This is a genomic window from Micromonospora sp. NPDC049004, assembly GCF_040649315.1.
Taxonomy (GTDB): Bacteria; Actinomycetota; Actinomycetes; order Mycobacteriales; family Micromonosporaceae; genus Micromonospora.
In genome coordinates this window covers 243161-257012 of the sequence record NZ_JBEZFG010000004.1, presented here as the reverse complement: position 1 = coordinate 257012, position 13852 = coordinate 243161, and the positions used below count along the sequence as shown (strand labels likewise).

Genomic DNA, 13852 nt, shown 5'->3' with positions numbered 1-13852 from the left:
GATCGACCCGCCGTCAGCGCTGGTCGGCGGCCCGGTCGAGCCGGGCGGCGCTGCTCTGGTCGGTCTGCACGCTCGCGTCGACGGCGCTGACCACGTCGGCGCCCAGCTCGGTGAGCCGCTGCCCGACACCCGCCCAGGCGCGCAGCACGGTCTGCTCGATGCCCCGGTAGTTCCGCTCGAACGCGGCGCCGATGTCGTCCCGCCCCCACGGGCGGGCGCCGCTGGCGGCCTCGATCTCACCGCCCTCGGCTGCCCGGCTGGCCGTCACCGCCTCGCCGGACAGGGCCAGGTCGGCGCCACCGCGCCGGGCCCGGGACGCGTCGAGCCACAGCTGACCGTCGGTCATGCCGGCCCCTCGCCGCGGCGGAGCATGGCGTCGGCGCGGCCGAGCAACGCGCCGAAATCGCCGGTACGCAGGAAGTCCGCCGAGCCGGCGCCGGCCGGCATGGTGTCGGCGACCAGGTCCTGGGTGGCCTGCGTGGCGGCGGCCACGGCAGCGTGGACCGTTTCGGTAACTTTCCGGCTCAGCGCCTCCGCGTCGCGGTCCCGGTAGATCGCCGGAGCCAGGACGACCTCGACCAACTGACCCTGCGCGCCGACGGTCGCCGTGACGTGGCCGTCCGGCGAGCGGCGGGTCACCCGCAGTTGCGCGAGTCGCGCCTGCAGAGTGTCCAGACCGGACCTGAGCTGCTGATACTGGCCGTACACGTCGTCGAATCGGGCTCGTAGCTCGCGATTGGCGTCCCGGTCCACGCGTTCGCTCACCGCCGCTCCTCCCGTCACCGTCGGTATCCGAGACCATACCGGCCGCCATCGATTCGTGTAGTCCGGTAGTTTCGATGTGTGATCGACCGTCAGCAGGCCGAGCAGCTCGCTTCCGCGTGGGCGAGGCGGGATTCGCAGCGCCTCGGCCACGAGTGCACTCCGGTGGTCGACGAGTTCGACCTCGGTTTCGTCGTCACCTCGATCGTGTCGAACGGGGTGCGGGCGATTCCCGGCGATCTGCCGACGACAGTCATCGACAGGCGGACCGGGAAGGTCACCACCTGGCCGCGTGTGCCCAGCGAGGTCGTGGCGGATCTGTACCGGCGCAGTCAGCCCAGCGGGCCGACCGCCCCCCGCACCGTCGACGCGTCGAGCCTGCTGATCCGGGAAATCCGTCGAGCCCCGACGCCGAACACGGTGGCGCACCTGACCCTCGACGGTCGCATCTGGACGGCCCAGGGGACGAAGGGCGCGGTCGCGCTGAACCACCACCCGCTCGTCCGTGGCTACCTGGACGAGCAACCCCCGGGCGAGCTGGTCCGCGGCGTCGAGTGTCACGCCGAGTTGATCGTGGTCTCCGACGTGCTGCACGAGTACGACCACCGTCGGGCCGCCGACGGCATCGCGCCGATGGGGCGGGCCGAGGCGGGTGCCCTGCTGGGGGCGGCGCGCTTCGAGATCTTCCGGATCCGCGAGCCGGGTGACCCGGCCGGTGGCGCCGCCGAGCGACCCTGCGACTCGTGCGTCTCGTTTCTCGTCAGCGCCAACATGCTGCCGGAGTCGGCGCGGGCCTACACCGAGACGTGGCTCGCACCGGCGGAGCCGGACCCGGACCCGGGCCGCTTTCCACCCGAGGTGGCCAACGCGCTGGTGGCGGCGGGCTGGCGACCGCACATCGGTGACCAGATCATGGCCGCCGCCGGCGTGCGGGATGTCACCGCCGTGCCGGGGGCCGTCCACCGGCACGAGGTCTTTCCCGCCGCAGTGGAGGCGCTGACCGCGTTCCCCAGCCTGGTCGGCGCGCGGCGGGGCCCGGGCGCGCAGGTGTGGATCTCGCGCTTCGACATCCGCCCGCACGCCATCGCGCACACCGCCGACACCCTCGCGGACTTCGGCGCGGTGCTCGGCGTACGACTCTTTCCGATCGGCACCGAGCAGCAGGACAGCATCCTCGCCGTCGACGAGCGCGGCCGGGTCTTCGCCCTCGACCAGGCCGGCGAGTGGTTCCTCGGCGACACCATCGACGCCGCGCTCACCACGTTGCTGCTCGGCCGCGCGCCCGCCCGGGTCGGCGACGACGGCACCTGGCCGGCCGACCCGAGCTAGGGCCTGTTTCGTAAGAACTGGCCCTAGAGCGCCAGCCCGGTCAGCACCATGACCCGCGCCTCGGTGTAGTCGTCCATCGCGCTGCGCAGCCCCTCCCGGCCGACGCCGCTGCCCTTCACCCCGCCGTACGGCATCTGGTCGGCCCGGTACGACGGCACGTCGCCGACGATCACGCCGCCCACCTCCAGCGTCCGCGCGGCGGCGAAGGCCACGTCCAGGCGCCGGGTGAACACGCCGGCCTGCAACCCGTACGCCGAGTCGTTGACCGCGGCGAACGCGGCCTGGTCGTCGGCGACCGGGGTGACCACGAGCACCGGCCCGAACACCTCCTCGGCGACGACCTTGGCGTCGGCCGGCACGCCGCTGAGGACGGTCGGGGGGTACGTGGCGCCGTCGCGCACGCCGCCCACCTCGACTGTGGCGCCGGCCGCGACCGCCTCCGCCACCCACGTCTCGACCCGGCGGGCCGCCTCCTTCGACACCATCGGCCCGACGTCGGTCAACTCCGAGGCGGGATCTCCGGTGCGCAGGGCGCGTACCGCCGCGACCAGCCGGGGCAGGAAGTCGGCGTGCAGCGCGTGGTGCACGTACACGCGTTGCACGGCGATGCACGACTGGCCGGCCTGGTAGTTGGCGAACGTGGCGATGCGCTGCGCGGCGAAGTCCAGGTCCTCGTCGGCGGTCCAATCCGCGCAGAGCACCGCCGCCGCGTTGCCACCCAGCTCCAACGTCACGTGCTTGTCCGGCACCTGGCGGCGGATGGCCGCGCCGACCGGCCCCGACCCGGTGAACGACACGACCGGCAGCCGGGGGTCGGCGACCAGTTCGGCGGCGCGGTCGTTGGGCAGCGGCAGCACGGAGAACATGCCGGCGGGGAGGTCGGTCTCGGCCAGCAGTTCGCCGAGCAGCAGCGCGGACAGCGGCGTGGCCGGGGCCGGCTTGACGATGATCGGCGCACCGACCGCGATGGCGGGCGCGACCTTGTGGGCGACCAGGTTGAGCGGGAAGTTGAACGGTGCGATGCCGAGCACCGGCCCCCTCGGCACCCGCCGGACCAGGGCGATCCGCCCGGAGGCCGCCGGGTCGGTGTCGAGGCGTTGCAGCTCCCCGGAGAAGCGCCGGGCCTCCTCGGCGGCCCACCGGAAGGTGGACACCGCCCGCCCAACCTCGGCGCGCGCCCACTTCACCGGCTTGCCGTTCTCGGCGGTGATCAGCGCCGCGATCTCGTCGGCACGCTCGGCGAGCCGCCGCGACACGTGGTCCAGGGCCGCCGCGCGGGCGTGCGCGGGCAGGGCCGCGGCCTGCGCGGCCACACCGGCCGCGGCCGCGACGGCGGCGTCGACCTGGTCAGGGGTGGCAAATGTGGTACGCCCCACCGCCCGGCCGTCGTACGGATGGTGGACGGTCAGCTCGCCCTCGCCGGAGGCGGGACGGGAGGCGACGAAGAAGTCAGCGGGCTCCACGCCGTGCAGCGTAGACGAGACAACGGCCGACGGAAACAGTCGCCGTATCCCTTGTCTGCCGCGAATTCAGTAGCGAAGATGGCAGGAAGATTGCGATAACCGCCGCACACCGCATCCCCGGCCCCTCGGAGTGATCCCGTCATGAGTGACCAGCAGCAGCTGCGCAACTTCGTCAACGGCTCCTACGTCGAACCGGCCGACGGCGGGTACGCCGATCTGGTCGACCCCTGCACCGGCGAGGTGTTCGCCCAGGCGCCGGTCTCCGGGGCTGCCGACGTCGACGCGGCGATGACCGCCGCCGCCACCGCGTTCGAGAGCTGGCGGGAGGTCACCCCGGCCGAGCGGCAGAAGGCGATGCTCAGGCTCGCCGACGCCGTGGAGGCCCGCGCGGCCGACCTGGTGGACGCCGAGGTCCGCAACACCGGCAAGCCGCGCCAGCTCACCGCCGAGGAGGAGCTGCCGCCGGCGGTGGACCAGTTCCGGTTCTTCGCCGGGGCCGCCCGCCTGCTGGAGGGGCGCTCCGCCGGCGAGTACCTGGCCGGGCACACCTCGTACGTGCGGCGCGAGCCGATCGGGGTCTGCGCCCAGGTGACCCCGTGGAACTACCCGCTGATGATGGCGGTGTGGAAGATCGCCCCGGCACTCGCGGCCGGCAACACCGTGGTGCTCAAGCCGTCGGACACCACGCCGGTGTCGACGCTGCTGCTCGCCGAGATCGCCGCCGAGTTCTTCCCGCCGGGTGTGTTCAACGTGGTCTGCGGTGACCGGGACACCGGTCGTACCCTCGTGTCGCACCCGACCCCACAGCTCGTGTCGATCACCGGCTCGACCCGCGCGGGCATGGAGGTGGCCGCCGCGGCGGCCACCGACCTGAAGCGCACCCACCTGGAGCTGGGCGGCAAGGCCCCGGTGGTGATCTTCGACGACGCGGACGTGGCGGCGGCGGCCGAGGCCATCGCGCTGGGCGGCTACTTCAACGCCGGTCAGGACTGCACGGCGGCGACCCGGGTGCTGGCCGGGCCGGGCATCCACGACGACTTCGTGGCAGCGCTCGCCGAACAGGCCCGCAACACGAAGACCGGCGCACCTGACGACTCGGACGTGCTCTACGGCCCGCTGAACAACGCCAACCAGCTCGCCCGGGTCAGTGGCTTCGTGGACCGGCTGCCCGACCACGCGGCGATCCAGACCGGGGGATCCCGGCAGGGTGAGCGCGGCTACTTCTACGCGCCGACGGTGGTCTCCGGCCTGCGCCAGGCCGACGAGATCATCCAGGACGAGGTGTTCGGGCCGGTCATCACCGTGCAGCGCTTCTCCGACGAGGACGAGGCGGTGCGCTGGGCCAACGGCGTCGACTACGGCCTGTCGGCGTCGGTCTGGACGCGCGACCACGGGCGGGCGATGCGGATGACGCGACGGCTCGACTTCGGCTGCGTCTGGGTGAACACGCACATCCCGTTCGTCTCGGAGATGCCGCACGGCGGTTTCAAGCACTCCGGGCACGGCAAGGACCTCTCGGTCTACAGCCTGGAGGACTACACCCGGATCAAGCACGTCATGCACAACATCGAGGGCTGAGCCATGCCGTCCTCGGAAGATCTGCACAAGCGTCGCAGTGGTGCCGTCGCCCGGGGCGTCGGCAGCGTCATCGGCTCGTACGTGGACTCCGCATCCGGGGGCACCCTCACCGACGTCGACGACCGGGAGTGGATCGACTTCGCCGCCGGCATCGCCGTCACCAGCGTCGGCAACTCCGCGCCGAGGGTGGTCGAGGCGGTCCGCGCGCAGGTGGAACGGTTCACCCACACCTGCTTCATGGTCGCGCCGTACGAGTCGTACGTGGCGGTGTGCGAGCAGCTCAACGCGCTGACGCCGGGCGGGTTCGAGAAGCGCTCGGCGTTGTTCAACTCCGGGGCCGAGGCGGTGGAGAACGCCGTCAAGATCGCGCGGCACGCCACCGGGCGACCGGCGGTGGTGGTGTTCGACCACGCGTACCATGGCCGGACCAACCTGACCATGGCGTTGACCGCGAAGAACATGCCGTACAAGCACCGGTTCGGACCGTTCGCCGGGGAGATCTACCGGGTGCCGATGTCGTACCCGCTGCGCGACGGCCGGCTCTCCGGCGCCGAGGCGGCCGCACGGGCGATCGAGATGGTCGAGAAGCAGGTCGGCGCGGAGAACGTCGCCGCGCTGCTCATCGAACCGATCCAGGGCGAGGGCGGTTTCGTCGTACCAGCGCCGGGTTTCCTGCCGGCGCTGCGCGACTGGGCGACGGCGGCCGGGGTGGTCTTCGTCGCCGACGAGATCCAGACCGGCTTCTGCCGTACCGGCGACTGGTTCGCCTGCCAGCACGAGGGCGTCGAACCGGACCTGGTCACGCTGGCCAAGGGCATCGCCGGCGGCCTGCCCCTCGCTGCGGTGACCGGTCGGGCCGAGCTGATGGACGCGGTGCACGTCGGCGGGCTCGGCGGCACGTACGGCGGCAACCCGATCGCCTGCGCCGCCGCGCTGGCCACCATCGAGACCATGCATGAGCTGGACCTCGCCGGCGCGGCCCGCCGGATCGAGTCCGTGCTGGCGCCCCGGCTCCGCGCCATCGCCGAGCGGGACCCGCGCATCGCCGAGGTACGCGGGCGCGGCGCGATGCTCGCGGTGGAACTGGTCCAGCCCGGCTCCCTCGTCCCCGACCCGACCGCCACGGCGGCCATCTCGGCCGCGTGCCACGCCGCCGGCCTGCTCACCCTGACCTGCGGCACGTACGGCAACGTGCTGCGCTTCCTGCCGCCGTTGGTGATCTCCGACGAGCACCTCGCCCGCGGCGCCGACATCCTCGACGCGGCGTTCGGCTGACCGTGTGGAGGGGCCCACGTCGGGCCCCTCCACTCACGTCAGCGCAGAACCTCGACGGTGTTGTTGCGGACCAGGTTCTTCCCCGGCTCGCGGATCTGGTCCATGGCGGCGGTGTTGAGCAGCACACAACTGCCCGACGGGCCGGTCACCGTCACGGTGGTGGCCCGGTTGTTGTCCAGGTTGGTCACCCGCAGCCGCGTACCGACCGGGAACTGCCCGCTGGTCGCCGCCGGCGCGGCGTTCTCGGCGAAGAAGGTGATCGCGCCGGAGCAGGCCGAACGGGGCGGCGGGCCCGGCACGCCGGGCGAGGCGGCACCCGGACGGACCGAACCCGGGGCAGGCTGGGCCACCGCGCCCTCCAGCTTCTCCACCACGTTGCGGCGGATCACGTTCTTGCCCGGCTCGCGAACCAGCTCCATGGCGGCGGAGTTGAGCAGCACACAACTGCCCGACGGGCCGGTCACCGTCACCGTGGCCGTACGGTTGTTGTCCAGGTTCGTCACCCGCAACCGCGTGCCCACCGGGAACCGGTCGCTGGTAGCCGCCGGCGCCCCGGCCTCCGCCGAGAACGTGACCGATCCGGAGCAGACGGACGACCGTGCCGGAGCGGTATCGGCGAACCCGAACCCGGTCCCCACCGCCACGCCCGCCGCGGCGAGCACCGCCACGGTCGCCGCCAGCACGTGCCTGCGCTGCACCCTCATCGCCGTCACTCCCGTCCTCGGTGGTGTCCTTCACCGCCTGATACGGAAAGCACCCCAAAACCGTTCACCAGCCCCGCCCTCCCGCCGCCCCAACCCCCGCCGATCTTGCACTTTGTGTCGCTCAAATGTCGCTGTTGTGGTCATTGGTCAGGACAGAAAGTGCAAGATCGGCGGGTTGGGGGTTAGGACAGGGCCGTTCGGACGGTGGCTATTACGTGGTGGGGGCGGCGGTAGAGGTCGCGGTCGGTGAAGTAGCGCATACGCCAGCCGGCCGCATCCAACCAGTTGACCCGCTCGCGGTCATGGCGGAGACGATCGCGGTCCAGGTGCGACAGTCCGTCGTACTCAACGCCAACTCGCCTCTCCCGGTACCCCAGGTCGAGCCGGTAGAGGCGGATCCCGAACCGGTCGGTGACCCACAGTTGCGGCTCGGGCGGTGGAAGCCCGCCGTCGATCAGGATCAGTCGCAGTTGGCTTTCCTGCCGACACTCGGCCCGACCGTCCGCCAACGCGATGAGACTCCGGGCTTGCCGGACGCCCCGCAGGGCAGCGTGGGCCGAAACCTCCGCCAGCAGATCATCCTGGCTCACCACGCCCGACCGGAGCGCCGCGTCGAGCACCGGCAGGGCGTCGAGCCGCCGGGCGACACGCGCCAGGTCGACGGCGCAGCGGGCCGCGGGGACACAGGGCAGGCCCCTGACCAGGACCGGTCGAACGGGTAGCACCGTCCGGTGCACGACGACGCCGGGCAGGCGCGGCTTCGGCACCGAGGCAGGCAGCTGGACATGTACCAGGTCTTCCCGCAGAACGCCGAAGCCGTGTCTGCGGGCAGCACTCTGCCTCGCCAGCATGGCCTCGTCGGGGAGGCGCAGCATCAGCGCACGCAGTTCGTCATCCTCGTCGCAGGGCTGGTCGGCATAGACGCCCCTTCGGACTCGAAGCAGTTCCTCACGACCGAGCCGGGTACGGATTCGTCTGATGGTGAGGTCCCGCACCAACGCGTCCGTCCGCCACAACTGAGTAGCCATACCGAGCAGGCTGGCCACCCCGGACCCTCAACGAGACCCCCGGCGTCCCACCTGTGGAAAACAATCAGCCCTGTGGAAAACCCCCAAACCACCCCTCCCAGTGCTACCCCCACCCCTCCCTCCGCCGATCTTGCACTTTCTGTCGCAGATATGCCCGATTGGAGCGTAATGCGGGGACAGAAAGTGCAAGATCGGCGCGGGAGGGCGGAGGGCTGTGGGCGGAGGGCTAGTCGCAGCCGTAGCCGTCGTTGTCGCGGTCCAGGTCGTAGATGTCGGTGCCGATGACTTTGACGGTCCCGCGGACGTAGGCGGGTCCGTTTCCGGAGCCGGGAAGGCAGTCCACGTCGCTGGCGATCGGGACGCAGGGGCTGTAGTTCGGGTCGCAGTTCGACTTCTTCTTGGTGCCGACGGCTACCACCTCGGTCACCGGTTGCTTCGTCACGGTGGACTTGACCAGCTTCTTGCCGGTCTGCACGCCGTCGGTGGTGGTCACCTGGTAGGTCAGCGTGCGGACGCCGTCGACGCCCTTGGTGCGGACGACCCGCTTGCCTTCGGCCAGGGACGCGTCCTTGACGGTGCGCTGACCGTGCCGGATCGTGGCCCGCTCCGTCACGGTCGTCACCCGTACCACGGGCGAGGGTGCGGCACCCGAGGGGGTGGGCGCCGGCGTGGCGGAGGGCGCGGCCTCCGGCGACTGCGCCTGCGCGGGAGCCTCCTGCGTGGGCTCGGCGGGGGCGGCCACGATGGGTCGCTGCGCCTCTTCGGCCGCCGTGCCGGTGCGCTTGGGTTCCGGCTCGCCACCCAGCGCGCTGACGATGGCGGTGCCGGCGCAGCAGAGCAGCAGGACGGAGAGCGCCACCGAGCCGAGGATCACGGCGACGCGGCGGCCTGGGCTGGCGCGGCGGAACCAGTTCGGGGCGGCGGGCGGCTGAGGTCCGGGGCCGTACGGCGGTGGGTACGCAGGCCCGGTCGGTGGTTGCATCGTCACGACGATGAGTGTCGTCGCAAGTACTACCGGAAATATCCACCGTCGCGCCGGTCGCCTGCTCCGTTCGCCCGCCGGCGGATCATCGGCGGGAGCAGCCTTGGCCGCCGACAGTTCTCCGTCGATGGCGGGTCGGCCGGTCGACCGGTCCGTGGGGCCGACCGCGCAGGGCCGATCGTGCGGGACAGAACGCCCGCAAAAGCAGACACAGCGGGCGTATGCCCGGAGCGGGTGGCGGAGTCCGACGGAAACGGTACGACAACTGTGCCCCTGAGTCGTGGATACGACTCAGGGGCACCGCACGGTCAGCCGATGCTGATCAGCGCGTTGTCCAGTTCGCCGCGGAACTGGTCGTTGTTGCTGAGACCCGGCCCCTTGGCACCGATGTTGACCTTCGCGGTGCTGGTGATGGTCATCGTGGCGCCCGTCGCGGTTTTCACGGTCTCGCTGCCGACGATCAGGCTGAGCACGTCACCGCGTCGCTTGCACTGCACGAACTTCCAGCCCTGGTCGGCGATGGAGGTGTCGGCGGTGATGAGCAGCGACGCCGCCCCGTCGGGGCCCGCACCGGCGATTCGACAACCCGGCTTGCCGTTGTCGAGCTGGAGCTTCCACTGTGCCGGGTCGGCGAAGACGCCCTTCTGGATGAGATTGGCGCCGCTGGTCACCTGCCCGGTGGTCACCTTCACCAGTGCGCTGATGGTGAAGTCCTGACTGCCCGGGTTGAGGTTGGCGGCGTCCGGGACCTGGACGACCGCGCTGCCCGAGGCGGGGAAGGCGAGCGCCGGGCTGGCACCCCCACCGCTGGGGCGGGTCGCCCGCGAGATGGCGCCCGGGGCGCTCACGGCGATGCAGCCGGAGTCGCCGAGGGTGGCGACGTCAGCGAAGCAGCCGGACGTCCACGGACCGGGCTCGACCTGTCCGGTGGGGGTGGCGTCGAAGTCCAGCCGCAACTGCTCCGTGGCGGCGTACGCGGGTGCGGTGTCCACGAGGACGGCGGCGGCGAGAGCGGTGACGCCCAGGGCGAATGCGGACATGGCACGACCCATGACGGTCCTCCAGGGATTGGGCTGCGGGCCCCCGTATGGCCGCAGCGCCCCACCATGATCACTGTGGCTATGACTGCTGTCAATGCCTCCTCAGCTCTCCCGCATCCCCCACGGCGAGCCGTAACTCGTGAGCAGGTCGAGGAAGGGGACCGGGGGCAGCGCCTCCGGCCCGAGCACCCCCACACCGGTCCACGCTCCGGTGGCGAGCAGTTCCAGCGCCACCACCGGGTTGACCGCGGTCTGCCAGACGACCGCCTGGTGGCCGTACTCGCGCATCGACCATTCGTTGTCGACCACGTGGTAGAGGTACACCTCCCGGGGCTTCCCGTCCGGGCCCAGGCCACGCACCCAGGTGCCGGCGCAGGTCTTGCCGCGCATCCGCTCGCCGAGGGTGGCCGGGTCGGGCAGGCAGGCGGCGACCACGTCGCGCGGGGACACGTCGGCGCCGCGCACCCGGACCGGGGAGACGCCGTCCAGGCCGAGCTTGTGCAGCGTCCTGAGCACGTCGATGAATTCGTCGCCGAGGCCGTACTTGAAGGTGACCCGGCGGGCCTTGACCCAGCGCGGGATGAGCAGCACCTCCTCGTGCTCCACGTTGACGCACTCGACCGGCCCGATCCCCTCCGGGAAGTCGAAGACCTCCGGCTCACTGAACGGCTCGGTCGTGTACCACCCCCGGTCGGCCTCCCAGACCACCGGCGGGTTGAGGCACTCCTCGATAGTGGTCCAGATGGAGAACGAGGGCGCGAAGTCGTAGCCGTCGACGGTCAGGTTCGCCCCGTCCCGGACGCCGATCTCGTCGATCTCGCTGAACAGCTCGTCGGCGGCGTACCGGGCGAAGACGTCGGACAGGCCGGGCTCGATGCCGATGCCGCCGAGCGCGAGCCGGCCGGCCTCCTCCCAGGCGGGGGCGGCGGCGAACTGTTCGTCGCCCAGCTTCACCCCGGTCCGCGCGTGCGGCTGCGACGGGTGCGGGCGGGACAGCGACATCGCCATGTCGAGGTAGTCCGCGCCGGCCGCGAACGCGCCGTCGAAGATGGGCATGACGAAGCGCGGGTCGACGGCGTTGAGCACGTGGGTGATCCGGTGCTCGCGGCACAGCGCGGTGACCGCGTCGGCCGAGGAGGCGTCCACCTGGGCGGCGACGAAACGGTCGCCGTGCCCGGCCACCGCGCGGGCGGCGCGGTCCGGGTCATGGTCGGCGACCACGATCGTCTCGAAGAAGGAGCGTCGGGCGGCGATGGCTACGGCGGCGGAGCCGACGCCACCGGCGCCGACGAGCAGGACACGCATCAGGAATCAAACCCCAAACCAAGACGATCGAGAGTACGGAGCCACAGGTCGCGTCTGCCCTCATGCGCATCGGCGCGGGCCATCGACCGGCGGGTGAGATTGATGCCGACCGCGCGGACGGGTTCCGGCGGGAACGGCAGGGGCTTGCGGCGGACCAGGTCGAGCCGGGTCAGCGGGGTGTCCCCGCCGGCCAGCAGGTCGAGCAGCACCCGGGCGGAGAAGCGGGTGGCCCCGACGCCGAGGCCGGTGTAGCCGGCCGCGTAGGCGAGTCGACCGCCGAACGCGGTGCCGTAGAACGGGCAGAACCGGGTGCAGGTGTCGATGACGCCGCCCCAGCGGTGGCTGAAGCGCACGTCGGCGAGCTGCGGGAACGTGGTGAAGAAGTGCTGGGCGAGGGTGGTGAAGGTGGCTGGGTTCTGCTCCAGCTTGGGGGCGACCCGGTTGCCGTAGTGGTAGACGGCGTCGTAGCCGCCGAAGAGGATCCGCCCGTCGCGGGTGATCCGGTAGTAGTGGAACTGGTTGCCGGTGTCGGCCAGCCCCTGCCGGTTGCGCCAGCCGATCGCGTCGCGCTGCGCCGGGCTGAGCGGCTCGGTCATCAGCACGTGGTCGTAGACGGGCACCACGTACGCGCGCAATCGGCGCAGCAGCGGCGGAAACGCGTTGGTGGTCAGCACGACCCGGCGGGCGCGTACCGAGCCGGGCGCGTTGCCGGGCCCGCCGACCGTCGACGCGCGCAGGGCCGGGCCGTCGGCGCGCAGCCCGGTGACCCGGGTGTGCTCGTGCACGCGTACGCCCAGGTCGAGGCAGGCCCGGCGCAGCCCCCACGCCAGCTTCGCCGGGTCCACCATGGCGACCCGGTCGGCGTCGAGCATGCCGCCCAGGTACGTCGGCGAGTTCACCTCGGCGCGTACCTCGTCGGTGTCGAGCAGCCGCACCCGGTGGCCGTACCGGCGGGCCAGCTCGGCGTCGGCGACCAACCCGTCGAGCTGGTACGGCTCGACGGCGACGGCCAGTTCGCCGGTGCGCTCGAAGTCGCAGTCGATGTCGAACTCCGCGACGGTGGCGGCGATCGCGTCCAGGTTGGCGCGGCCGAGGCGTTCCAGCTCGCCGATCTCGCCGGGGAACCTGTCGACGCCGTTGGCCAGGCCGTGGGTGAGCGAGGCGGCACAGAACCCGCCGTTGCGCCCGGAGGCGGCCCACCCGCAGGTCCCGGCGTCGACGAGCAGCACGTCCCGGTCCGGCTCGGCCCGCTTGGCCTCCAAGGCGGCCCAGAGCCCGCCGTACCCGCCGCCGATCACCAGCAGGTCGGCGGTCTGCGCGCCGGTGAGCGGCGCCACCGGGTCGGGGCGCTCCGGGCGGTCCAGCCAGTACGGCACGGGCGCCGCGTCGGCCAGCGCCCGACCGGTATGCGGGACGGTCATGACTGCGACCCGGTCAAACGGCAGGCATGCGGGACGGTCATGACTGCGACCCGGTCGGACGGCCCGCATCCAGGGCGGTCATGACGAGCGACGCGGTTGCGGCACCGGGCCGGCCAGCAGCGCGGCGCGACGGGCCCGCCTCCCGCGCAGCGAGCTGAGCCCGACCAGCAGCAGCGCGATCGCGAACATCGCGGTGCCGATGACGTTCACCTGCGGCGGGATGCCCCGCTGGGCGGCGCCCCAGACGTACATGGGGAAGGTGACTGTCGTGCCGGCGTTGAAGTTCGTGATGATGAAGTCGTCGAAGCTCAACGAGAACGCCAGCAGCGCGGCGGCCACGATGCCCGGCAGCACCAGTGGCAGCGTGATCCGCCGGAAGGTCTGCCACTCGTTGGCGTAGAGGTCCATGGCGGCCTCCTCCAGCCGCCGGTCCATTCCGGCGAGCCGCGCCTTGACCGTGACCACCACGAACGACACGCAGAACATCACGTGCGCGATGACGATGGTCCAGAAGCCCTGCGGCACCCCGGCCGAGACGAACAGGGCCAGCAGCGACGTGCCCATCACCAGCTCCGGGGTGGCCATCGGCAGGAAGATCAGCACGTTGACGCCGGCCCGGCCGCGGAAGCGGTGCCGGACCAGCGCGAACGCCATCAGGGTGCCGAGCACGGTGGCGACCACCGTGGCGATGAACCCGATCTGCACGCTGCGCACTACCGCGTCGCACATGTCGGAGGTGGCGCAGGGCTGCCGCCAGTTGTCCAGTGTGAACTCGTTGAAGTCGTACGACAGGCGGCTGGACGGGCGGTTGAACGACAGCCCGGCCACCACCAGGATCGGCAGCGCCAGGTAGCCGAGCACCAGCAGCGCCACGATCATCACCCAGCGATCCGCCAACCAGCGCGACACTCGCATCAGAGCCTGCCTTCATTCGCGACTGCGGGGCTCCGCTGCGCTGCACTCCT

General features: G+C 71.8%; 13 protein-coding genes. 3 read left to right on the top strand and 10 right to left on the bottom strand.

Annotated elements, in window-relative coordinates:
• Positions 1–13: 13 nt before the first annotated feature.
• A complete protein-coding gene (locus AB0B97_RS14515) occupies positions 14–346 on the bottom strand; it encodes a hypothetical protein (protein WP_234587722.1) in 333 nt (110 codons plus the stop codon).
• Positions 343–765 (bottom strand): YbaB/EbfC family nucleoid-associated protein, encoded by a 423-nt coding sequence (locus AB0B97_RS14510; protein WP_357493779.1) that lies wholly within the window; start codon positions 763–765, stop codon positions 343–345. Before AB0B97_RS14510 ends, AB0B97_RS14515 begins: the two co-directional genes overlap by 4 nt.
• 78 nt (positions 766–843) lie before the next feature.
• On the opposite strand from AB0B97_RS14510, the gene AB0B97_RS14505 reads away from it, so the two are divergent.
• Positions 844–2091 (top strand): SUKH-3 domain-containing protein, encoded by a 1248-nt coding sequence (locus AB0B97_RS14505; RefSeq protein ID WP_357493777.1) that lies wholly within the window; start codon positions 844–846, stop codon positions 2089–2091.
• Positions 2092–2114: 23 nt separating this feature from the next.
• Here the strand turns inward: AB0B97_RS14505 and AB0B97_RS14500 are convergent, their stop codons facing one another.
• Positions 2115–3554 carry an aldehyde dehydrogenase family protein gene (locus AB0B97_RS14500; RefSeq protein WP_357493775.1) on the bottom strand — a complete coding sequence of 480 codons (1440 nt, stop codon included), beginning with the start codon at positions 3552–3554 and terminating at the stop codon, positions 2115–2117.
• Between the two features lie 141 nt (positions 3555–3695).
• Between AB0B97_RS14500 and AB0B97_RS14495 the strand changes: the two genes are divergently transcribed.
• On the top strand, positions 3696–5132 hold the full coding sequence (locus AB0B97_RS14495) for a gamma-aminobutyraldehyde dehydrogenase (protein WP_234587727.1): 1437 nt from the start codon (positions 3696–3698) through the stop codon (positions 5130–5132).
• A gap of 3 nt (positions 5133–5135) precedes the next feature.
• Complete coding sequence (gene gabT, locus AB0B97_RS14490; RefSeq protein ID WP_357493772.1) at positions 5136–6407, top strand: 4-aminobutyrate--2-oxoglutarate transaminase; 1272 nt, start codon at positions 5136–5138, stop codon at positions 6405–6407.
• A 38-nt stretch (positions 6408–6445) separates the two neighbouring features.
• Here the strand turns inward: gabT and AB0B97_RS14485 are convergent, their stop codons facing one another.
• From AB0B97_RS14485 to AB0B97_RS14455, 7 genes are all read right to left on the bottom strand, one after another.
• Positions 6446–7111, bottom strand: coding sequence for a hypothetical protein (locus tag AB0B97_RS14485; protein WP_357493770.1), 666 nt, complete (start codon positions 7109–7111; stop codon positions 6446–6448).
• Positions 7112–7293: 182 nt separating this feature from the next.
• Positions 7294–8157, bottom strand: coding sequence for a DUF559 domain-containing protein (locus tag AB0B97_RS14480; protein WP_357493768.1), 864 nt, complete (start codon positions 8155–8157; stop codon positions 7294–7296).
• Between the two features lie 208 nt (positions 8158–8365).
• Positions 8366–9121 (bottom strand): G5 domain-containing protein, encoded by a 756-nt coding sequence (locus tag AB0B97_RS14475; RefSeq protein WP_357494280.1) that lies wholly within the window; start codon positions 9119–9121, stop codon positions 8366–8368.
• A gap of 308 nt (positions 9122–9429) precedes the next feature.
• Positions 9430–10161, bottom strand: a complete 732-nt coding sequence (locus AB0B97_RS14470; protein WP_357493766.1) for a LamG-like jellyroll fold domain-containing protein — start codon at positions 10159–10161, stop codon at positions 9430–9432.
• Between the two features lie 102 nt (positions 10162–10263).
• Entirely contained in the window at positions 10264–11466 is a 1203-nt protein-coding gene (locus tag AB0B97_RS14465; RefSeq protein WP_357493764.1) for a saccharopine dehydrogenase C-terminal domain-containing protein, read from the bottom strand.
• Positions 11466–12887: an FAD-dependent oxidoreductase gene (locus tag AB0B97_RS14460; protein ID WP_357493762.1), complete on the bottom strand. Its 1422-nt coding sequence runs from the start codon at positions 12885–12887 to the stop codon at positions 11466–11468. Before AB0B97_RS14460 ends, AB0B97_RS14465 begins: the two co-directional genes overlap by 1 nt.
• 78 nt (positions 12888–12965) lie before the next feature.
• A complete protein-coding gene (locus AB0B97_RS14455) occupies positions 12966–13802 on the bottom strand; it encodes an ABC transporter permease (protein ID WP_357493760.1) in 837 nt (278 codons plus the stop codon).
• Positions 13803–13852 lie beyond the last annotated feature (50 nt).